The 21307-nt window shown below is 60.9% G+C and carries 19 protein-coding genes; all 19 read right to left on the reverse strand.

What is annotated here, in order from left to right; genetic code table 11:
- Positions 1-199 precede the first annotated feature (199 nt).
- Entirely contained in the window at positions 200-1078 is an 879-nt protein-coding gene (gene dapA / locus JI721_RS00145) for a 4-hydroxy-tetrahydrodipicolinate synthase (protein WP_274456076.1), read from the reverse strand.
- 42 nt (positions 1079-1120) lie between these two features.
- A complete protein-coding gene (gene dapG / locus JI721_RS00150) occupies positions 1121-2332 on the reverse strand; it encodes an aspartate kinase (protein WP_274456077.1) in 1212 nt (403 codons plus the stop codon).
- A gap of 22 nt (positions 2333-2354) precedes the next feature.
- Entirely contained in the window at positions 2355-3422 is a 1068-nt protein-coding gene (gene asd, locus JI721_RS00155) for an aspartate-semialdehyde dehydrogenase (protein WP_274456078.1), read from the reverse strand.
- Positions 3423-3476: 54 nt separating this feature from the next.
- Complete coding sequence (locus JI721_RS00160) at positions 3477-4079, reverse strand: dipicolinate synthase subunit B (protein WP_274456079.1); 603 nt, start codon at positions 4077-4079, stop codon at positions 3477-3479.
- A gap of 3 nt (positions 4080-4082) precedes the next feature.
- Positions 4083-4976, reverse strand: a complete 894-nt coding sequence (dpsA, locus tag JI721_RS00165) for a dipicolinate synthase subunit DpsA (RefSeq protein WP_274456080.1) — start codon at positions 4974-4976, stop codon at positions 4083-4085.
- 1014 nt (positions 4977-5990) lie between these two features.
- Positions 5991-6461: a dUTP diphosphatase gene (dut, locus tag JI721_RS00170; RefSeq protein WP_274457927.1), complete on the reverse strand. Its 471-nt coding sequence runs from the start codon at positions 6459-6461 to the stop codon at positions 5991-5993.
- A gap of 104 nt (positions 6462-6565) precedes the next feature.
- Positions 6566-7819, reverse strand: coding sequence for a M16 family metallopeptidase (locus JI721_RS00175; RefSeq protein ID WP_274456081.1), 1254 nt, complete (start codon positions 7817-7819; stop codon positions 6566-6568).
- 116 nt (positions 7820-7935) lie between these two features.
- On the reverse strand, positions 7936-8934 hold the full coding sequence (locus JI721_RS00180; RefSeq protein ID WP_274456082.1) for a polysaccharide deacetylase family protein: 999 nt from the start codon (positions 8932-8934) through the stop codon (positions 7936-7938).
- A gap of 196 nt (positions 8935-9130) precedes the next feature.
- A complete protein-coding gene (locus JI721_RS00185; protein ID WP_407654051.1) occupies positions 9131-11395 on the reverse strand; it encodes a polyribonucleotide nucleotidyltransferase in 2265 nt (754 codons plus the stop codon).
- 235 nt (positions 11396-11630) lie between these two features.
- Complete coding sequence (gene rpsO / locus JI721_RS00190) at positions 11631-11897, reverse strand: 30S ribosomal protein S15 (protein WP_274456083.1); 267 nt, start codon at positions 11895-11897, stop codon at positions 11631-11633.
- A gap of 203 nt (positions 11898-12100) precedes the next feature.
- The gene (locus tag JI721_RS00195; protein WP_274456084.1) at positions 12101-13036 is read right to left on the reverse strand and encodes a bifunctional riboflavin kinase/FAD synthetase; all 936 of its coding nucleotides are present in this window, start codon (positions 13034-13036) and stop codon (positions 12101-12103) included.
- 2 nt (positions 13037-13038) lie between these two features.
- On the reverse strand, positions 13039-13947 hold the full coding sequence (truB, locus tag JI721_RS00200) for a tRNA pseudouridine(55) synthase TruB (protein WP_274456085.1): 909 nt from the start codon (positions 13945-13947) through the stop codon (positions 13039-13041).
- 1 nt (position 13948) lies between these two features.
- Positions 13949-14947 carry a DHH family phosphoesterase gene (locus tag JI721_RS00205; RefSeq protein ID WP_274456086.1) on the reverse strand — a complete coding sequence of 333 codons (999 nt, stop codon included), beginning with the start codon at positions 14945-14947 and terminating at the stop codon, positions 13949-13951.
- Positions 14948-14966: 19 nt separating this feature from the next.
- Positions 14967-15335: a 30S ribosome-binding factor RbfA gene (rbfA, locus tag JI721_RS00210; RefSeq protein ID WP_274456087.1), complete on the reverse strand. Its 369-nt coding sequence runs from the start codon at positions 15333-15335 to the stop codon at positions 14967-14969.
- A 43-nt stretch (positions 15336-15378) separates the two neighbouring features.
- The gene (gene infB / locus JI721_RS00215) at positions 15379-18525 is read right to left on the reverse strand and encodes a translation initiation factor IF-2 (protein ID WP_274456088.1); all 3147 of its coding nucleotides are present in this window, start codon (positions 18523-18525) and stop codon (positions 15379-15381) included.
- Entirely contained in the window at positions 18503-18931 is a 429-nt protein-coding gene (locus JI721_RS00220) for a L7Ae/L30e/S12e/Gadd45 family ribosomal protein (RefSeq protein WP_274456089.1), read from the reverse strand. The genes infB and JI721_RS00220 overlap by 23 nt, the downstream gene beginning before the upstream one ends.
- On the reverse strand, positions 18928-19209 hold the full coding sequence (rnpM, locus tag JI721_RS00225) for an RNase P modulator RnpM (RefSeq protein ID WP_274456090.1): 282 nt from the start codon (positions 19207-19209) through the stop codon (positions 18928-18930). Before rnpM ends, JI721_RS00220 begins: the two co-directional genes overlap by 4 nt.
- An 87-nt stretch (positions 19210-19296) precedes the next feature.
- Positions 19297-20418 (reverse strand): transcription termination factor NusA, encoded by a 1122-nt coding sequence (gene nusA / locus JI721_RS00230; RefSeq protein WP_274456091.1) that lies wholly within the window; start codon positions 20416-20418, stop codon positions 19297-19299.
- Positions 20419-20467: 49 nt separating this feature from the next.
- A complete protein-coding gene (gene rimP, locus JI721_RS00235; RefSeq protein ID WP_274456092.1) occupies positions 20468-20941 on the reverse strand; it encodes a ribosome maturation factor RimP in 474 nt (157 codons plus the stop codon).
- Positions 20942-21307: the final 366 nt, after the last annotated feature.

Genomic DNA, 21307 nt, shown 5'->3' on the forward strand with positions numbered 1-21307 from the left:
GGCGCCTGAACCGCAGCACCTGCGGAATGCAGCACTGCTTTGCGGCAAAGCAAAAAGGACCTGTCAATCGACCCCGACTGACAGGTCCTGCGCTTTCAGGTTCACACGGCGTTCCACGCGAGAACAGCCTGGCAGGCAGCCTGTTTCCCGGCACGCTCCCTGTTTCCCGGCGGCTCGACTGCCGGTTGCCCGTGTCCGGTTACCGTTTGCCGAGCCGCACCAGTTCCGCTTCCAACGCTTCCACGACCGCCGACGGCGCCGGGACCAGCGGCAGCCGCACGTCACCCGCGGGCAGTCCGACGAGCTGCAGCGCCGCTTTCAACGGTGCCGGACTCGAAACCTTGAACAGCAGTTCAAAGAATGGCAGCAGACGCCCATTCCAATCCGCCGCCGCTCGCACGTTGCCCGAGACAAACGCGTCGATCATCTGGGTCATTTCTTCGCCCACCAAGTGAGCCGCCACACTCACCACGCCGTAGCCGCCGAGCGACATGACCGGCAGCGTGAACTTGTCATCGCCGCTGTAGAGGAAAAAATCGTCGGGCTTTTCGGCCGCGATGCGGGCAATCTGGCCAAAGTCGCCGCTCGCTTCCTTCACGCCCACGATGTTCGGCACCTGTGCAAGGCGAATCACCGTGCTCGCGTCGATGTTCACGCCGCACCGGCCAGGAATATTGTAGAGGATCACGGGGATGGACACCGCGTCCGCGATGGCCCTGAAGTGTGCATACAACCCATCCTGAGTCGGCCGGTTGTAATACGGCGCAACCAGCAGCAGTCCCTGCACCCCCAGGGCCTCCGCCTCACGGGACAGCGCGATGGACGCGGCTGTGTCGTTCCCGCTGGTGCCCGCAATGACAGGCACGCGCCCGTTTGCCGCACGCAGTACCGTGCGGAACACTTCCAGCTTTTCGTCGTGTGTCAGTGTCGGCGATTCCCCAGTCGTGCCGCAGGCGACAATCGCCGTCGTACCAGTGTCGATACAGTGATCAACCAACGCCTTCAGACCGTCCACATCCAGATGACCATCCGGGGTGAACGGTGTTACCAATGCTGTCATTAATCTTCCAAAGTCCACTGCGCTACCTCCGTTCTCCAGCGGCAGCCAGACGCCCAAGCCTCAGTCCCGGTTCGCCTCACCGAGGCCAAACTTGCTGTGCAGCGCACGAACAGCCGCTTCCATTTCCGACCGGCGAACCAGACACCAGATGGTGTTGTGCGAGTCCGCCGACTGCAGAATGCTGATGCCTTCGCTGGACAGGGCCTCGACAATGCGCGCCATGATGCCAGGCATGCCGGTGTAGGTACCGACGACGGATACTTTCGCGCAATCGGGTCGTATGCGCGGTTCCAAGCCCTGCTCGCGAAGGAGCGAAACCGCGCGATCGGCATCGGCGTCTGCCACTGTGTAAGCAATTCTGTCTGGCGATACCGAAATAAAGTCTACACTGATGCCGTGTTCCGCCATGAGATCAAAGATGTTCAGGCGGCCGACGCCTTCGCCCTCCACCTGAATCTGCGTGATGTTGGCGGTCTGCGTCACGCCCGTGACATAGCGGTCCTGCAAGACACTGCTCTCCAGGACCGTCCAGGCATTCGTCACCAGTGTGCCTTCGTCCTTTGACTGGGTGCTGCGCACCCGAATCGGGATATTCTTTTGCATCGCGATCTCGACCGCCCGTGGATGAATGACTTTGGCACCCTGGTACGCCAGGTTGCAGATCTCGGTGTAGGTCACGCGGTGAATCATTCTCGCGTCCTCGACAATCCGCGGGTCTGCCGTCATGATGCCCTCGACATCCGTAAAAATGTCCACGTACTCCGCATTGAGAGCAACGCCCAGTGCCGTGGCGGTTGTGTCACTGCCCCCGCGCCCGAGTGTCGTGATGTCCCCTTCCGGGCTTTCACCCTGAAATCCCATCACGACGACAATATGCCCTTCCTGAAGGGCGTCCAAAATCCGCTTCGGGCGAATCTCCAGGATGCGCGCATTCCCATGCTGCGCATTGGTTCGAATGCCCGCCTGGCCGCCGCTCAGCACCGTCACCTGGTGACCGCGGGACCGCAGCTGACTGGCGAACACCACCGCGGAGATGGCCTCTCCGCAAGACATGAGGATGTCAAGGTCGCGGGGCGCGACCGGATCGGACGCATCGACCACATTCAACAAGGTATCCGTCGCGTACGGATCGCCGCGCCGCCCCATCGCAGATACGACCACGACCACGTGGAAGTCCTTGGCCAATGCATCTTCTATATGTTCAACGGCCTTCAGGCGCGTTTCTCGCGTCGCGACGGAAGTCCCACCGAACTTTTGTACCAAAATTTTCAAGGATCTGCCCTCCCGGCAAAGGTCAAATCAGTCCCTGCTCTGCAACGCACTCTGCCAGCAGCACGGCCCCTTTTCCTGCGCCCATCTTGGTGTTGTGGGATACCAGCATGTACTTTACACCGCCGAGGACCTCGTCAGCCTCCAGCCGTCCCACCGAGGTGGTCATGCCGTCTCCGCGGTCGCGATCGAGCCGGACCTGCGGCCGGAACGGATCGTCATGGACATGAATCCACTCTTCTGCGGCGGAATGCAAGCTGCGACCCTTGAAGGGTTGATGCGAACGAAGCACCGCTTTGACTTCCTCCACACTGGCCTGCCGCCGAAATCCGGCAAACACAGCCTCCGTGTGTCCGTCGAGCACGGCCGCCCGCGTACAAATACAGTTGATGTCAATGTCAGACGGGACAATCGCGCCGTCTCCCCGGGTGCCGAGAATCTTGCGCAGCTCCCGCTTCACCTTATCTTCTTCCTTCGGAATGTAAGGAATAATATTGTCGAGACTATCGAGCGTGCGAACCCCCGGGCTTCGTCCCGCACCGCTCACGGCCTGCATCGAAACCATCAGCACCCGCTCGATGCCGAAGTGTTCCTGCAGCGGCTGCAGTGTGATGGCCAGCCCTGTCACCGTACAGTTGGGAATGGGCAGCACAAAACCTTTCCACCCCCGGCGCGCCTGCTGCACACGCAGCAACTCGGCGTGGTGGTCGTTCACCCCGGGAATCATCAGGGGCGTATCGTCCTCGTAACGGAACGCGGACGCCGTCGAGAATGTCGGTGTCGTCGCCGCAAAGCGAGGTTCCAATTCCTTCGCAAGGTCGGACTCGACGGCTGTAAAAATAACATCGACAGCCTCGGGCCGGAAGTTTTCCGAAGACACAACCGGGATGTCCTTCATGTCGTCCGGGACATCCGCGGACAGGGTCCAGCGCGAAGAGCCATCCGACTCTAGCAAGGCTTCCAGATACGTCCGTTTATCTCGAGAGGTAACCATCTGTACAACTTCAAAGAGCGGGTGGCCGGACAGCGCCAAGACGAACTGCTGCCCCGCCATTCCGGTTGCACCGACGATTGCCGCCTTCAATCGAGTCATGATACGCTCCACTCCTTCTTTCTTCTCCAAGCGCATGAAGCGCCGCTTTGCGTGTTACGCTCTGGGTTCCCGCCACCGCTCAATCAGAACGGGCTGCAGCTGCCGCTTCTCCAGTGCGGCTGCGCAAGTCTCCGGGATGTAGTGCATCGCTGAAACTAATGAGTTCATTTTAACATGCGGAGCGTCCTGCCCGAATGGCACAAAGAAAATATTTTTCATATTGATGAGTTTCGCGATGTTGTAGAGATTCAATCCCAGCCCGTCATTCGTCGAGATGGCCAAGACAACGGGACGGTCGTTGCGCATCGTGGACTTGGCAGCCATCAACACGGGCGAATCCGTCGCAGCGTTCGCGAGCCGGCTTAGGGAATTGCCCGTGCAAGGCGCGATGACCAGGCAGTCCAGCCGCTTGGAGGGACCAAGAGGCTCGGCTTCGGGGATTGTCGTGATCGCCTCGTGACCCGTGACTTCCTCAATTTTCTTGGCCCACTCCCCTGCTTCGCCGAAACGCGTGCTGACGCTCAACACCGTGTTCGAGAAAATCGGGACGACGTCAACGCCCATCTCGACAAGGCGCTGGATTTCCGGATAGACTTCCTCATACGTACAATGCGAACCTGTCACTGCAAAGCCAATCGTTTTCCCCTTCAGTTCCATGGTTCATTCCTCCTTGCCCGTCGACGACTCCGCAAGAATCCGGCACACGGAATCGGCGATGATTCGACCCGCTGTCTGCGGCGCAACCAATCCCGGCAAGCTGGGCGCGAGAATAGCCTTCATGTGGTGCCGCTCTGTGTACCGAAAATCCGTCCCGCCCGGCTTCGACGCGATGTCAATGATGACCACATCACGGCGCATCCGGCTCAGCACTGCAGCGGTCAGCACTGGGTGGGGAATCGTATTGAACACAATTTCCGCGTCCGCGACCGCGGCCTCCAGCGCGCTCAGTGGATAGGGGGTTAACGCCATTTCGCGCACCCGCGCCAGCTGTGCGCCCTGCCTTGCCACGACCCGAACCTGCGCGCCCAAGGCGGCCAGCGTTCTCGCAAGCGTCTGCCCGCATCGGCCGAAACCAAGCACAGCCGACCGTGATCCGTGAATCGTGATGGACGTGTGCTCCATCGCCATCGCGATGGCGCCTTCGGCAGTCGGGATGGAGTTCAAAATCGCCACCTCATCCAGTTCCATCAAGCGAACAAGGCGCAAGTTGCAGGTGTCGCACAACTTGGTGAGCCACGGCCTGGCGATCCCGGTGAACACCAGCGTCCCTGGCCGCATGGCCGCAAAGTGTGCTTCGGTGAGCACGATGGGCTCGTCGGTGAATCGACTCTCGACGACACCCGAGTCATCCATGCCGGCGATTGGCAACACAACTGCGTCTACTTGGGCGAAGACTTCTTCTGACAAATCCGCGAACACGGTGTCGGTAAACGACCGCGTGAGCCGGTCAAAACCGATTAACGCGGCACTCGCGTCCAACTCGGTGGCCTGCGCAATCACCTCGACCATTCGGGCGTCGCCCCCGATAAACAGGAGCCTGCGACCGGTCAGCATGCATGCCTTACCCCTTTCTCCTGCCGATGTGTTGTAACATATGTGTTTGTGCGCCGGTGGGTTCATGTCATGGGGTGTGGGCGGTGCAGGCTTGGCCGGAGCGGTGTGGTGCAGGCTTGGCCGGGGCGGGGCGCCTTGTCCTCCGCGATAAGGCAGGAAGGGTGCCTTAGGTGATGAGGTGGCGGGCAGTTGACGGCGGCTTTAGGCAGGAATGGTGCCTTAGGCGGCGCGATCCCGGGCGGGCGGCCGCGACTTTAGGCAGGAATGGTGCCTTAAGCGGCGCGATCCCGGCCGGTTGATGGCGGCTTTGGGAAGGAAAGGTTCCTTAGGCGGCATGATCCCGGTCGGACGGCCGCGACTTTAGGCAGGAATAGTGCCTTAAGCGACGCGATCCCGGCCGGTTGACGGCGGCTTTGGGAAGGATTGGTGCCTTAGGTGATGAGGTGCCGGTCGGGCGGCCGCGACTTTAGGCAGGAATGGTGCCTTATGCAGCGCGATCCCAGCCGGTTGACGGCGGCTTTGGGAAGGAAAGGTGCCTTAGGCGGCGCGATCCCGGCCGGTTGACGGCGGCTTTAGGCAGGATTGGCGCCTTAGGCGGCGGGGGGCCGGGCGGTTGATGGCGGCTTTGGGAAGGAAAGGCGCCTTAGGCGGCGGGGGGCCGGGCGGTTGATGGCGGCTTTGGGAAGGAAAGGTTCCTTAGGCGGCGGGGTGCCGGCCGGTTGACGGCGGCTTTGGGAAGGATTGGTGCCTTAGGTGATGAGGTGCCGGGCGGGCGGCCGCGACTTTAGGCAGGAATGGTGCCTTATGCAGCGCGATCCCAGCCGGTTGATGGCGGCTTTGAGAAGGAATGGTGCCTTAGGCAGCGTGATACCGGTCGGACGGCCGCGACTTTAGGCAGGAATGGTGCCTTACGCGCCGCAGTCCACCCGAAACGCCGGCCACTTTAGGCACGAATGGCGCCCTATGCGGCGCCATCCAAGCCGGCCGGACTGAAGCCTCCCCGTCCACCCGGCCCTAACCCGGCCCGCCCCGCTCGCCTGCCACACCAGTCGAGCCAAAGCCGCCCGAACCGCGGGCCGTTGGGCGCAAGGTGTCCACTTGCACCAGCTGGGCCAGGTGGATGGGCGCAAACACAATCTGCGCGATGCGATCGCCCGGTTGAATCGTAAACGGAGCTGTCCCAAAGTTGGTCAGCAGCACCTGGATTTCGCCAGTGTAGTCGCTGTCAATCACGCCCACGCCGTTGGGCAGGCCGATGCCGTGCCGCCACGCCAGTCCGCTGCGCGCGTATACCAGCGCGACGACGTTTGGGTGCGGTAATTGGATGGCGATCCCGGTCGGCACACGCACACGTGCACCCGGCTCAAGCACAATCGGCTTGTCCGTGCACGCGTGTAAATCCATCCCGGCCGCCCCCTCTGACGCGTAGCGAGGCAGGTATTCGGGACGAAACCATGGGGACACGGGCACAAAATGAACCGTCAAGGGCCCCCGGCCCGCCTCAACCGACCCAGCCTCAACCGACCCAGCCTCTGCCCGGCCCGCCGCTGCCGAGCTCGTGAATCCCGGGCGTGTCGATGCCGGCCCTGTCACGCGATCCACCCTTGAAACGTTGGTTCGTCCACAGGTCCCACGACAGCCGCCGCGAACGATTGACCCAGCACGTCGTGTGCCACCCGGCGTACGTCCTCCGTCGTGACCGCGCGAATTTGCGCCAGAGACTCATCCAACGTAATTTCTCTGCCTAAGAGCAATTCGTTCTTGCCGAGCCGACTCATTCGGCTGCTGCTGCTCTCGAGACTCAGCATCATCGAGCCCTTCACTTGCTCTTTGGCCTTTTTCAACTCTTCCTCCGTCAGCCCGGTCTCGCTCACCTTCCGGCAAGTTTCCCGAATCACCGAAATCACTTCCGCGGCGTGTTCTGGAGAGGTGCCGGCGTACACACCGAACATCCCGCAATCCTGATAGGAAGAGTGGAAGGAAAACACAGAGTACGCAAGTCCCCGTTCTTCACGAATCTCCTGGAACAACTTCGAACTCGGCGAACTGCCCAGGATGTTGTTCAACAAAACGAGCGCATACAAGTCCTGGTGTCCAGCCGGCAGTCCCGGTGCTGCCATGCAGAGATGGACCTGTTCGGTATCCTTCATGCGGAAACTCGACTGAAACTGGAACGTCGGCGGTGTCAACACCGTCTCTGTGCGCCGCGTGTGGTCAAAGTCCCTGCCGAACAACTGCTCCACCACCGAAACAGCTACCAACTCCGGAACATTGCCCGCGATGGCGACGACAATATTCTCCGGTCCATACCGTTCCGCGATGTACGAATGCAGTTCATCCTGCGTGAAACGCCGCAAATTCTCTTCCTGGCCAAGAATCGTGTAGCCAAGCGGGTGACTGCCGTACACATTCTCTGTCAGCACGTCCATCACGAGCTCATCCGGCTCATCTTCGCACATCCGGATTTCCTCGATCACGACTTTTTTTTCCTTCTCCATCTCCTCGACGGCAAACCGGGAGTGGAACAACATGTCCGCCAAGGTATCGACCGCGATCGAAAAGTGTTCATCCAGTACTTTTGCGTAGTAACACGTGTATTCCTTCGACGTAAAGGCATTGACCTGTCCGCCGATGCCATCAAACACCTCGGCAAGCTCCCTGGCTGTATACCGATTGGTCCCCTTGAAAAACATGTGTTCGAGAAAGTGACTGATCCCATTGTTGCGTGGTGTTTCGTACCGGGATCCGGTTTTGATCCACACACCGATACTGACCGACCGAATGGTGGGAATTTCCTCGCCCACGACCCGAACACCATTCGGGAGTTGTATGCGATAGGCCATCTCAGCCACTCCTTCCCAGAGGTTATGTGGCGAACCTGCTGCACGTTCAAACCCGACGCTCCATTCCGGAACACAGAATGGCACTCGAATTTACACCATTCTTTACTATAACAAACTCACGATGTCTCACTCAATACAGCGGGCGGGTGAATCGCAGGACGTTCGTTCACCACGTCGTCGACCGTCCGAAACGTGTACCCGGCAGCGCGCAGGCGGTGAATCAGCTGCGGCAGCGCGCGGGCCGTCGGATCGGTTGGATGCATCAGAACCAGCGCACCAGGGTGCACATTCGCCATCACCCGTTCCACCAATCGGTCGGGCGACGGACGCATCCAGTCCACTGAGTCATCAGACCAGAGAATCGTGTACATGCCAGCCTGACGGGCCCGTTCGACGGTGCGCTGGTCGTACGATCCGGCCGGCGGCGCGAGCAGTATCACCCGCCGGTGCACGACGTGCTCGATGATTTGATTCGTCCCGTCCACCTGCCGGGACAGTTCGGCAGCACCGAGTTTGCGAAAATCCGGATGACCCGTGCCGTGACTGCCAATCACGTGCCCGGACTGAGCAATGTCTTTCGCCAGTTCCGGGTGCTTGCGCACCCAGGCGCCGTCCAGGAAAAACGTGGCCTGGACGTGTTCCTTACGCAGGGTGTCGAGCAGCGACGGCAGGTACGCCTCCCCCCAGGATACGTTAAACATCAAGGCAACGGACCGCTCTTCGGATGGACCGCGGTAAATCGGCTCCGCGGGCAAAGACGACAGCCGCACCTCGGGAGGCACCATCTTCCACTCGCAGTGCAGCTTGCCGTCGTGCGCCTGCTGGGTCGCACGTTCGCTGGCGGGTTGGTCGAGCCGCCAGCCCGCGAGGCCGGGCACCGCGTGCCAGACGCGATCGACCCGTGCATTGACAGGCGCCCGTTCGTAGGCAGCAGCTGCCGCCGCGAGTCTTGTCTCCAGGTGCGACGCTGGCAGCCTCTGTGTGCCCGCCGCAGGTTTGGCCTTGGCCGCCGCAGCGTTCGTACCCGTCGCCGCAAGGCACACCGCACAGGCCAGCAGCCCTGACAGCAGCGACCCAGCCCGGTACCAAACGGAAACTCGTCTCGTCTCCTTCATACCACCACTCCATATACGGTCGTGTACACCCGGCAAACACCCCGCTCCGTAGCGTACCCGATACATGAAAAAATCCTCCCTCATCAGGAAGGATCTTTCGACTTGGCATGACTGCCGATGGAGTTGGCATGCGTTGGATTGGCACGCGCCCACCGTTTCACGCCCGCGGCGTGCGAACGGTCTGGTGCAAACCGCCTTATCGGCTCGGCCGCGCTTCTCGGGGCTGACCGTCGCGGCGCGGCCCATTGCGGTCGTAATTCTGCCGCGGACCTCGACTGCCGCCAAACCCGCCACCCGGGCCGCCTGACCCTGTCCGGGCCGGCTGCTCTCCCTCTGCCGCTGGCTGCGGATGGCGGTCTTCCTGCCCTTTCACGTCCGCCTCCGACACTTCGCGCAGAGCTTCTTTGCGCGACAGATTGACGCGCCCCTGGCTGTCGATCTCGGTGACCTTAACCAAGATATGGTCGCCCACCACGCACACATCCTCGACGCGGTTGATGCGAGCCGCATCGACCTGGGATACGTGGACCAGCCCTTCTTTCCCAGGCAATACCTCGACGAAGGCACCGTACTTTTCGACCCGCGTGACCTTGCCCAGGTACACCTTGCCGACCTCGACCTCGCGCGTGATGTTTTCAATCATTTCGCGCGCGCGCGCCGTGCCTTCCGAATCCGTTCCGGAGATGAACACCCGGCCGTCCTGTTCAATGTCAATTTTCACGCCGGTTTCCTCAATAATCTTGTTGATCACGCGGCCGCCCGGGCCGATGACATCGCGGATTTTGTCCGGGTGAATGCGAATGCTGATGACACGCGGCGCAAACTTCGACAACTCCGGCCGCGGCGAGGAAATCGCCGCCATCATCTTCTCGAGGATGAACATCCGGCCCTTGTGCGCCTGCGCCAGTGCCTGCTCCAAAATATACCGGTCGATCCCGGCGATTTTGATGTCCATCTGCACGGCCGTGACCCCCTGTGCGGTACCGGCCACTTTGAAGTCCATGTCGCCCAGGTGGTCTTCCAGGCCCTGAATGTCCGTGAGGATGGCCACGTGCTCGCCCTCTTTCACGAGCCCCATCGCCACACCAGCGACCGGCGCCTTGATGGGGACGCCAGCGTCCATCAATGCCATGGTGCTGCCGCAAATGCTCGCCTGGGATGTGGAGCCGTTCGATTCGAGAATCTCGGAGACCACGCGAATGGCGTACGGGAACTCTTCCGGAGACGGAATGACCGGGTCGAGCGCCCGTTCACCCAGTGCCCCGTGACCGATATCGCGGCGGCTGGGCGCACGCAGCGGACGCGCCTCTCCGACACTGAACGGCGGGAAGTTGTAGTGGTGCATGTAGCGGTTCGATTCCTCCAGCCCCAGCCCGTCCAGGATTTGCTCATCCCCGAGCGCACCCAGGGTGCATACCGACAACGCCTGGGTCTGTCCGCGCGTAAACAATCCCGTGCCGTGCGCGCGCGGCAATACGCCGACTTCGCAGGAAATCGGGCGAATTTCATCCAGCTTGCGTCCATCCGGGCGAATGCCCTCGAAGATGATCGCCCGCCGCACCTCTTCCTTCAGAATGTCGTGCAAAATCTCCGACATTTCCTTTTCGCGGTCAGGAAACTGTTCGATAAAGTGTGCGACGGCGTCCGCGTTGACTGCCTCAATGGCTGCCTCGCGGGCGAGTTTGTCGGGGTTGCGCACCGCAGACTTGATGGCTTCCGTCGCATAGGCGCGGATGGCCTCGTTCAGTTCTGGGTCAACCGTATGTAACTTGACTTCACGCTTTTGGACGCCTGCCTCGGCGGCAAACTTTTCAATTTCGGAGATGATTTGCTTGATGGTTTCATGTCCGAACAAAATCCCCTCAAGAATCACCGACTCCGGCACCTGGTCTGCACCGGCTTCGACCATCACAATGGCGTCCTTGGTGCCTGCGACCGTCAGGTGCATATCGCTTTTTTCCGCCTGCTCCACGGTTGGATTGATGACCAGCTGGCCGTCCACCCGTCCAACAATCACGCCGGCAATGGGGCCTGCAAAGGGAATATCGGAAATGGTCAGAGCAGCCGAGGTCCCAATCATGGCTGCAATTTCTGGCGCGCAGTCCTGGTCGACAGACATGACCATGTCGACAACTTGCACTTCGTTGCGAAACCCTTCTGGAAACAAGGGACGAATGGGGCGGTCAATGAGTCTTGAAGCCAAAATCGCCTTTTCGCTCGGCCGGCCTTCACGCTTGATAAATCCGCCCGGAATTTTGCCGACCGCGTAGAACCGTTCCTCATAGTTCACGGTCAGTGGAAAGAAGTCTAGATCTTTCGGTTCGTTCGAAGCCGTGACGGTAGCGAGCACGACCGTCTCTCCATACCGTACCAATACGGCTCCAGTCGCCTGTTTGGCCAGCTTGCCCGTTTCGAGCACCATCGTTCTGCCGGCGACCTCAAATTCGTGTCGTTTGACCATGCTTACGTGGCATCCCCCTTTTGTCGAGCAGCGCGTCTTGTCCTACTGCTTATGACATCCAATTACTACTCTTCTCTGTAACATTAGCATTTCCTGCAAATGCGGCATCGAACCGCGCATCACGCGGCAATTCGAAAGTTCGTGTCTCTGCTTCGCAACAAAGCCAAGCGGAGGAACATCCGCTTGGCTCGATACATGACGATGCACATGCACATTGCCTTCGATGGTGATGGAACTATCTGCGCAGGCCCAGTGCCTGAATCAGCTCGCGGTACCGGTTGACATCCTTTTTTCTCAGGTAGTTCAACAGATTCCGGCGGTGACCAATCATCTTGTACAAGCCGCGGCGAGAATGGTGGTCTTTCTTGTGCACGCGGAAGTGCTCGGTCAGATAGTTGATTTTTTCCGTCAAAATGGCGATTTGAACTTCCGGAGACCCTGTGTCGGTTTCATGAACCTTGAACTTCTCGACGATTTCTTTCTTCTGCTCGTTCGTCAGCATTCCATACTTCCTCCTTTGATTCGAAGCCTATCCCTGCAACGGAGAATGCGTGGGAGGACACGACAATCCACGTTACAGTTCCAGAGTCGGTCAGACATCGATGTCGGCTGGCACAGACGGCCTCCGCAGAACACGATGTCGCAGCGACGTCCTCTATCCTCGCTGTGCGCTGTTTGCGCGGCTTCGTCCGCGAGACTTTGGCATTATAGCATACCAAGCATCTGTTTGACAAAGCGTACGTCTTCGCCAATTTGTGCTTTCAATGCCTCAATCCCTGCGAACTTCCGTTCGTCCCGCACGCGCCGCAAAAACGACAGCCGCAGCACCTGGTCGTACAGGTCGCCCGCAAAGCCGAACAAGTGCGCCTCCACCCGACGTGTGGTGCCATCGACCGTCGGCCGCGTACCCACATTCACAACGGCGAACCAGTTGCGACGGTCTGCCTGTCCGACCGTCGCGACCGACGCCGCGTACACCCCATCCTTTGGAATCACATACGCTTCCAGTGCCCCCAGGTTCGCCGTCGGAAAGCCAATTTGCCGTCCCAGCGCATCCCCGTGCTCCACCGTGCCGGCCAGCGTGTAAGGCCGCCCCAGCAGTGCCTCCGCAGCCTCCACACGGCCGTTTGCCAAGTGACGGCGGATCTGTGAACTGCTCACCTTGACGCCGTTCTCTTCAACCGCGCGCACGACGGTGACGGGCACACCAATTTCTCCGCACAGCCGCTTGAGGTCCTCCACGGTGGCTTTCCCGCCTTGACCGAAACGGAAATCCTCGCCGACCACGACGCGGCGCAGCCGCAGTTTCGCCAAGTGCTCCAGCACAAACGTTTCTGCAGGTGTCGACGCGTATTCGCGCGTGAACTGAATCTCATAGACGCGTTCGACACCCTGCTCTACCAACAGCCGGTCCCTTTCCTGCGGCGGCGTCAAGACCCGCGCGTACGCTTCCTGCCCGGTCAGCACGTAGGTCGGATGGGGCCAGAACGTCATCGCCGCCAGGCGAGCGCCGCCCAGGTCCGCCTTGGCCGCGCCGAGAATCGCCTGATGGCCAATATGTACGCCGTCGAATTTTCCAATCGCCAGGACGAGCGGTTCCGCGCTCTCCGGCGGTGCGGCAGTCACCGTGATTCGGTCCATCCTTAATCCTTCTTCCAAAAGACTTTTTTAGGCGCAAGATACCCCGAAGCGCCGGCCCCAGACACCTCTGCGATGGCAGCCAGCTGCCCATCGCTCGTCACCGCAGCGCACAGGGTGCCGTCCGGAACGTCGCGCGCCGCGCTGTGGCGAACGGACTGTCCGCGGGCGAGTTTCATACACGTGTCGTGATCGATCACGACTTTCGGCATCTCCTGCAAGGCCGCCACGGGCGGAAGCAGCGCTTTTGCAGGGCGTTCCGACGCCTCCCACACCTCCAAGGGCGTGGCATCGTCAATCGAAAACACCCCCGACCGGGTGCGCCGCAGCGCGCCCATGTGCGCGGGCAAGCCCAGTGCCGCGCCCCAGTCTCGGCACAACGCTCGCACGTAGGTCCCTTTTGAACACGTCACCGAAAAGGCGGCTGTCGCCAATTCACCAGGCTGAAACGAATGGACGAGGAGGGAGCGGATGACCACCGTTCGCACCGGGGCCTCAAACGCCTGCCCCGCGCGAACCAGTTCATGGGCCCGCTTTCCCTGCACGTGCACCGCGGACACCCGCGGCGCCGTCTGCGATTGAACACCCGTGAGGCGCTCTGCGGCCGCCGCCACCTGCTCCTCTGTGAGCTGTGCAGCAGATGCTTGCGCCAGCACCCGCCCGGCAGCATCGTCGGTATCGGTGGATATGCCGAAGACGACCGTGCCGTCGTAGGACTTCTCATCTGCAGCGACATACTCCGCCAGCCGCGTCGCGTCCCCGACACAGACGACCAGCACGCCAGTCGCATCGGGATCGAGCGTACCTGCATGGCCGACGCGCCGCGTGCCGAGGACGCGCCGCACGCGCGCCACCACGTCGTGGGAAGTGAGCCCCTTGGGCTTGTCCAAAATCAGCACCCCAGATACAGACACGTCAAACCTCCGCCAACGCTTGTTCCACTTGTTCGACCACCGTCGTCATCGCGGTGTCGAGATCGGCTGCCAGTGTGCAGCCCGCCGCCCGCGCATGCCCGCCGCCGCCAAAGGTTTGCGCAATCCGCGACACATCCACGCGGCGCTTCGAGCGCAGGGACACCTTGACCTTGCCATCGACCGTCTCACGGAACAGCATGCCGACTTCGACCGTGTCGATGCTGCGCGCGAACTCCACCAGGCCCTCTGCGTCATCATCTGTCGCACCAGCGCCGTCAATCATCCCCCGGGTCACATACAACGCGGCGTAGCTGCCGTCGTTCGACACGGCCAGGTTGGCGAGCGCCATCTGCATCAGATGCACCTGCTCCCAGCTGCGCGACTGCATCGCCGGCTCGGCAATTTCGTACGGCTGAACCCCGCAGGCAAGCAATTCGGCCGCGATCTGGTGAATGTCCCGCGTTGTGCTGGGGTAAGCGAAGCCGCCCGTATCGGTGAGAATCCCCGTATACAGGCACATCGCGAGCCCAGTTTCCAGCGGGACGTCGAGCCCGCGGGCCACATGGTAAATGAGCTCGCACGTGGCGGCCGCAGCTGGATCCACCCAAGCTGCGGCGCCATAGCGCGGATTGGTCTGGTGATGGTCGATGTTGACAATCTCTGCAAATTCGTCGATACAGGCTGCCACGGGCGCAAAGCGTGCCTCATCGGCGCAGTCCACCGCAATCACCCGCTTGTATGTTCGAACGACCGGACTCGCGATCATTTCCGCCGTGTCAAACATGGGCAGGTAGGAAAACCGATGGGGCAAAGGTTCACTGACCATAAACGTGAACTTCTTTCCCAACGAACGAAGGATGTGCGCAACAGCCAGCGAACTCCCGATGGCATCGCCGTCCGGACGTTCATGCGTGACAATCAGCCAATCGTCTCCTCCAGAAATGGCTGTGACCACCCGATTCACACCGGTCATGTCGCGCGGTGCAGGTTCCCAGACCAAATGCCGTTCCTCCTTTGCACTATTCCTTGTTGGATTCGGACGGCTCGTCGTGGTGCAATTCCCGCAGCACCGTTTCGATGTGCGCGCTGTATTCCCCGGACTCATCCAATTTGAACACCATTTCCGGCGTGACACGCATGCGCAGCCGCCGGCTCACTTCTCCGCGCAGAAACCCGCTGGCTCGCTCCAGCGCTTGCATGGTCTGCTGCTTCGACGCTTCATCGCCATACACACTGACGTACACTTTCGCGTGCTGCAGGTCCCCGGCCACCTCGACCCGCGTGACCGTTGCGAAACCAACCCGCGGGTCCTTTACTTCCGTGCGCAGCAAATCCGCGATTTCTTTCTTCATTTGTTCGGCGACACGCGCTGTTCGAATTCGAGCCATTCGCGTTCCCCCCTGAATCGAATGTCCAGTGGTCCATCGCTACCTATTGTACCTTGACGGCCTCCATTTTAAAGACCTCAACTACGTCGCCAACCTTGATGTCGTTGAACTTCTCCAAGGTAATGCCGCACTCAAATCCGCTCGCCACTTCACGCACATCATCCTTAAAGCGCTTGAGCGACTCCAGACTCCCTTCGTACACCACGATGCCGTCCCGAATCAGACGCGCCTCGGCGTCGCGAACAATCTTGCCATCGGTGACATAGCAGCCGGCAACGGTCCCCACACGCGAAATCTTAAACACATCGCGCACCTCGGCATGGCCCAGCACGGCTTCCCGATACTCCGGCTCGAGCAGGCCCTTCATCGCGGACTCGAGCTCTTCGATGACGTTGTAAATGACGCGGTACAGGCGAATATCTACCTTTTCCGATTCCGCCGCCCGCTGCGCGTTCACGTCAGGACGCACGTGGAAGCCGATAATAATCGCGTTCGACGCACTCGCCAGCGCGACATCGGACTCGGTAATCGCACCCGCGCCCTTGTGGATGACTTTCACGCGAACCCCGGATACGTCGATTTTTTCGATGGATTGCACCAGCGCTTCGACGGAACCCTGCACGTCGGCCTTGACAATCACATTCAGTTCCTTGACGTTGCCTTCCTGAATCTGTTTATAGAGATCGTCCAGGGTGACGCGCGACGTCACCTGCATCTGTTCCACTTTCTCCCTGTTCATGCGCTTGTTGACCAGGTTGCGCGCTGCACGTTCGTCATCGTACACCACAAACAGGTCACCCGCACTCGGCACATCGCCGAAGCCCTGAATTTCGACCGGCGTCGACGGCCCAGCCTCCTTGACGCGCTTGCCAAGGTCGTTGATCATCGCACGAACGCGGCCGAAGGACGTTCCCGCGACAACGATGTCGCCGACCTTCAACGTGCCGTTTTGCACCAGTACGGTCGCCACCGGGCCGCGGCCTTTGTCCAGCCGTGCCTCGATCACGGTGCCGCGCGGGCGTCCCGTCGGATTGGCTTTCAAATCCTGCAGGTCGGCCACCAGCAGCACCATCTCCAGCAGGGTGTCGAGGCCTTCACGCTTGAGGGCCGAGATGTGCGCGAACACAGTGTCGCCGCCCCACTCTTCCGGTACCAGTCCATGCTGGGTCAGTTCCTGCTTGACACGGTCCGGATTGGCGTTCGGTTTGTCAATCTTGTTGACCGCCACGATGATCGGCACGTTCGCCGCCTTGGCGTGGTTGATGGCCTCAATCGTCTGCGGCATGACGCCGTCGTCCGCCGCCACGACCAGAATGGTCACGTCCGTCACCTGCGCACCGCGGGCACGCATCGTCGTAAACGCTTCGTGGCCCGGTGTGTCGAGAAACGTGATTTTACGGTCGTTAATTTCCACTTGATAAGCGCCAATGTGCTGCGTAATGCCGCCTGCTTCGCTGGCCACCACCTTGCTTTCGCGGATCGCGTCGAGCAGTGTGGTTTTCCCGTGGTCGACATGCCCCATAATGGTGACCACCGGCGGCCGAGGCTTCAGGTCCTCCGGCTTATCCTCTTCAATCAGCATATCCAGCGCTTCTTCGTCGACCGGCTCCGTCACCGTGAGTTTCACGCCGAACTCTTCCGCGATGAGTTCCATCGCATCCGTGTCGATTTCCTGGTTGATGGTCGCCATGATGCCCAGGAACAACAGCTTCTTAATGACCTCAGAGGCTTCCCGTTTCAACAGTTTGGCGAAGTCGCCCACGGACATCGGCCCTTCAACGGTAACCTCCGTCGGAAATTCCTGGCGCCGCTGTTCGCTGCGGCCGGACTGACCCCGTCCGCGTCTGCGGCCGCGAAGCTTTTCTTCGTTAAATTGTTCCTTCCGGTTGCGATCGAAGTCCGCCTTGGCGCGGTCTTTGTCCTTATCCTTGCGCAAGCCGCCGGCGGTGGGTTTCGTCGCAGCCGCCACGGGCCCTGCTGCGCTGCGGCCGCCAAAGCCGCCGCCCTGACCGCTGCGGTTCCCGCCAAAGCCCCCGCTCTGACCACCGCGATTGCCGCCGAAGCCGCTGCTCTGACCACCGCGATTGCCGCCGTAGCCCCCACTCTGACCACCGCGATTGCCGCCGAAGCCGCTGCTCTGACCACTGCGATTGCCGCCGTAGCCCCCGCTCTGGCCGCCGCGCGGTCCCCGGTCACTGCTGTAACCGCCGCCTTGGCCGCCGCGCGGGCCGCGGTCATTGCTGTAGCCGCCGCCTTGGCCGCCGCGCGGTCCGCGGTCATTGCTGTAGCCGCCGCCTTGGCCGCTGCGCGGTCCCCGGTCACTGCTGTAGCCGCCGCCTTGGCCGCTGCGCGGTCCGCGGTCATTGCTGTAACCGCCGCCTTGGCCGCTGCGCGGTCCGCGGTCGGCGCCAGCGGGTCCACGCGCATCCCTGCGCGGGCCGCCTGCCGCACCCGGAGCCGCTGCGCGATCGCCCGTCGTCCGTGCCGGCGCGCGATCGACCGACCGTTCCCCACTCGGATTCGCCGAGCGTTCTGCCCGTGCCGTGCCTTCGCCGCCGTTCTGCGGGGCCGCTGCCTCGTTCTCGGCGCGTGCGCTGTCGCGGTGTGCCGCGCGGTCCTCGTTTGTTGTCGCTGCTCCTGTGTTCGCTGACTGCACTGTCGTAGCTCCCTCCTGATGATCCCGTCCGTGGGGAGCCGTACCAGCCGCACCAGCGGTCTCGGTGCTGACGTCCACAGCTGCATCACGTGGTCGATTCATTGAAGCGGCGCGATCGGCCCCGGAACCCTGTGATTCCGAACGTCCCGCCGTTGTCCCTGCGTCCATGCGCGTTGCCCCGGTCGATAGAGGCGAGCCCGCACCAGCCGGACGCGCAACTGCGCCGAGCCCCAATTTGGCCTCCTGCTGCCGCGCCTGTGCCGCCCGCTGCTCTTCCGCTTGCCGCGCCTGCCGCGCGGCGCGCTCCCGCTGCCGCTGCTTCTCCCGCAGTTCACGCTCGACTTCTGTCGCATGGCGCTGCGCGGCACGCTGTTTCACGTCGGAGAAGAATTGTTCGACCTTTTGCACCATGGAATCATCCATGACACTCATATGATTGGCGACCGGAACATCCAGCCGGTTTAAGATTGTGATGATTTCCTTACTCGACATGTTCAACTGCTTCGCATACTCATACACCCGAAGTTTTGTCAAACGCTTCACCCCCGAGAATTTCCCCGATACATGATGAGATGGCCGCCGCAAACCCGGGGTCGGTCACGGCGATCACGACCGTTTGCCGGCCGCACGCATGGCTCAGTTGCGATCGATCGAATCGTTCCACGAGCGGTATATGATAAAACGCGCATTTATCGCGATATTTCTTCGCTGCGTTCACGCCAGCGTCCGCGGCAAGGAAGACAAGCGCCGCTGTTCGGTCACGAATCTTCTCGAACACCACATCACTTCCGGCAACAGCACGACGCCCGCGCACAGCCAAGCCAATCAACTGCAGACATCGCGTCATTCCATCGTCCGACACAGCCGCATCCTTGCCGTGCGCTGCGTCATCCGGCGTCTGTCCTCCGTGTCGCAAACCGCTGTCCTGTGCACTGCTCATGAAGAAGCGCCCGCCTCCTTCAGTCGTTCCGCCAAATCGTCGTACAACGGTTCCGGAATGGAGGTTTTGAGTGAGCGTTCGAGGGACTTTCGCTTGCGCGCCAGTTGCAGACAGGCTTGCTTCTGGCAGAGATACGCCCCTCGACCATTCCGCTTTCCCGTTGCATCGAGGTGGATTTCACCCTCTGGTGTCAACACCACCCGAATCAACTCCCGTTTCGGAAACATCTCCTGGCAGCCAACGCATCGACGCAGTGGCACCTTCTTGACGCGCTGCACGCTCATCCCTCCTTTTTCGAACCGTTTCCCCAAAGCCAGCCCGGCAATCCAGCGGCCGCGCGCCGCAAGCCGCTTGGCGGCTCGAACCTAGGGTTCCCGCAGCCAGTCGCTGGAAAGCGTCCCGACCTCGTCGTCCTCTTCCGGTTCATCCGAAATCCGGCCGAACATGCCAATCTCGGCAGCCTGGGTCTCGCTTTTGATGTCGATTTTCCAGCCCGTCAGTTTCGCCGCCAGACGTGCGTTTTGCCCTTCTTTTCCAATGGCCAGAGAGAGTTGGTAGTCCGGCACGATGGTGCGCGCGATTTTGCCTTCCTCAATAATCTGCACATCGACCACCTTCGCAGGGGACAGAGCATTGGCGACAAACTCGGCTGCATCCTCGCTCCACTTGACAATGTCAACCTTCTCGCCGTGCAGCTCATTCACCACGGCCTGCACACGCATGCCCCGGGCCCCGACACAGGCACCAATCGGGTCCACCTCCGGATTGCGGGAGTGGACGGCGATTTTCGAGCGGTAGCCCGCCTCGCGCGAGACGGCCTTAATCTCCACGACGCCGTCGTAGATCTCCGGAACCTCGAGCTCAAACAGGCGCTTGAGCAGCCCTGGGTGCGTCCGCGACAGCATCACCTGCGGCCCTTTCGTCGTGCGCTCGACGCGGGTGATGAACGCCTTGATGCGGTCGCCGGTTCGGAAACTGTCGGTCGGCATCATTTCATTGACGGGCAGCACCGCCTCCGTCTCCCCGAGATCGACATACGCCACGCGCGCATCAACGCGCTGTACCACGCCGCTGACAATCTCCTCTTCGCGGTCGACGTACTTGTTATAAATGATGGACCGTTCTGCTTCGCGAATGCGCTGCGTGACCACCTGTTTGGCAGTCTGCGCCGCGATCCGGCCAAAGTCGCGCGGCGTGACCTCAATCTCCACGATGTCGCCCACCTGGTACGTCGGGCTGATGTCCAGCGCCGCGTCCAGCGAGATCTCCAGGCGCGGGTCGCTCAGCTCCTCGACCACTTCCTTGCGCGCAAACACGCGCACAACCCCGGTATCGCGCCCGATTTCCACACGGACATTCGGAGCCGAATTGAAATTTCGCTTGTAACCGGAGATGAGCGCAGCTTCAATGGCTTCGAGCAGCGTGTCTTTGTCGATTCCCTTTTCTCGTTCCAGTTGGGCAAGCGCCTCGATGAAATCCGCGTTCATGGCGCCTCGTCTCCCCCTCTCAGATGCTGGCTTGCATCACGCCAGCCGTTCAGAATTCGATCGCCAATCGGGCAGCGGCGATGGCGTCCACCGGGATCTCGACGCGCTTGACGACGCCCTTCTCCCGGAACTCCACCGTTGCCTGCTGTTCGTCATACGCAGCCAGGATGCCTTCAAACGACTTGTGCCCCGCCAGCGGTTCGTACAGGGAAATGTGCACGTACATACCCACTGCGCGCTCAAAGTCCGCTGGTTTCTTCAGCGGACGCTCCGCGCCCGGCGAAGACACTTCGAGAAAGTAGGCGGTGGGGATTGGGTCTACCTCATCCAGGCGCTCGGACAACTGTTCGCTGACCCGGCTGCAATCGTCAATGTCCACACCGCCCGGTTTGTCAATGAACACGCGCAAGAACCAACTTCCGCCTTCCTTCTTATATTCGATGTCGACGAGTTCCACGTCACATGCTTGAAGGATTGGAAGTGTCAGCTGTTCTACGATGTCGACCACGCGCTCCTTCGGCACAGGTAGTTCCTCCCTCAATCCGTCGCACCGCGACCTTCTTTTCCCGCGGCGAACCCGCTTGATGCGCATATTCAGGCGTTCGTACCGGCGTTCGCCAGGTTCCGCGTATCTTCGATTTCGGGTGTCATAAATCGAAGAGTGGGTTTCCCCACTCTTCGCGTTGTACCCTATACGAAGCTTAACACACCATATTATAACACCGGGATTGTGTGCCTGCAAATGATTTTTTCTGTGCACATTGCCATTTCGAATTGCGCATGTTAAGGTAGGACTTTGGAGCATGCTGCGTGCGCCGACGGGGCGTCGTGTGCCCAGATGAGCCTCCGGCACTGTGCAATACACGCAACATCCATGCATGACATTTGA

Origin of the sequence: Alicyclobacillus cycloheptanicus, assembly GCF_028751525.1 — a bacterium.
Taxonomy (GTDB): domain Bacteria; phylum Bacillota; class Bacilli; order Alicyclobacillales; family Alicyclobacillaceae; genus Alicyclobacillus_L; species Alicyclobacillus_L cycloheptanicus.

Excerpts from the sequence above, each read along its gene's own strand:
- asd (WP_274456078.1), bottom strand. The coding sequence starts at position 3,422 with ATGACTCGATTGAAGGCGGCAATCGTCGGTGCAACCGGAATGGCGGGG.
- JI721_RS00160 (WP_274456079.1), bottom strand. The coding sequence starts at position 4,079 with ATGGAACTGAAGGGGAAAACGATTGGCTTTGCAGTGACAGGTTCGCAT.
- dpsA (WP_274456080.1), bottom strand. The coding sequence starts at position 4,976 with ATGCTGACCGGTCGCAGGCTCCTGTTTATCGGGGGCGACGCCCGAATG.
- JI721_RS00175 (WP_274456081.1), bottom strand. The coding sequence starts at position 7,819 with ATGGCCTATCGCATACAACTCCCGAATGGTGTTCGGGTCGTGGGCGAG.
- JI721_RS00180 (WP_274456082.1), bottom strand. The coding sequence starts at position 8,934 with ATGAAGGAGACGAGACGAGTTTCCGTTTGGTACCGGGCTGGGTCGCTG.
- JI721_RS00185 (WP_407654051.1), bottom strand. The coding sequence starts at position 11,395 with ATGGTCAAACGACACGAATTTGAGGTCGCCGGCAGAACGATGGTGCTC.
- rpsO (WP_274456083.1), bottom strand. The coding sequence starts at position 11,897 with ATGCTGACGAACGAGCAGAAGAAAGAAATCGTCGAGAAGTTCAAGGTT.
- JI721_RS00195 (WP_274456084.1), bottom strand. The coding sequence starts at position 13,036 with ATGGACCGAATCACGGTGACTGCCGCACCGCCGGAGAGCGCGGAACCG.
- rbfA (WP_274456087.1), bottom strand. The coding sequence starts at position 15,335 with ATGGCTCGAATTCGAACAGCGCGTGTCGCCGAACAAATGAAGAAAGAA.
- JI721_RS00220 (WP_274456089.1), bottom strand. The coding sequence starts at position 18,931 with ATGAGCAGTGCACAGGACAGCGGTTTGCGACACGGAGGACAGACGCCG.
- nusA (WP_274456091.1), bottom strand. The coding sequence starts at position 20,418 with ATGAACGCGGATTTCATCGAGGCGCTTGCCCAACTGGAACGAGAAAAG.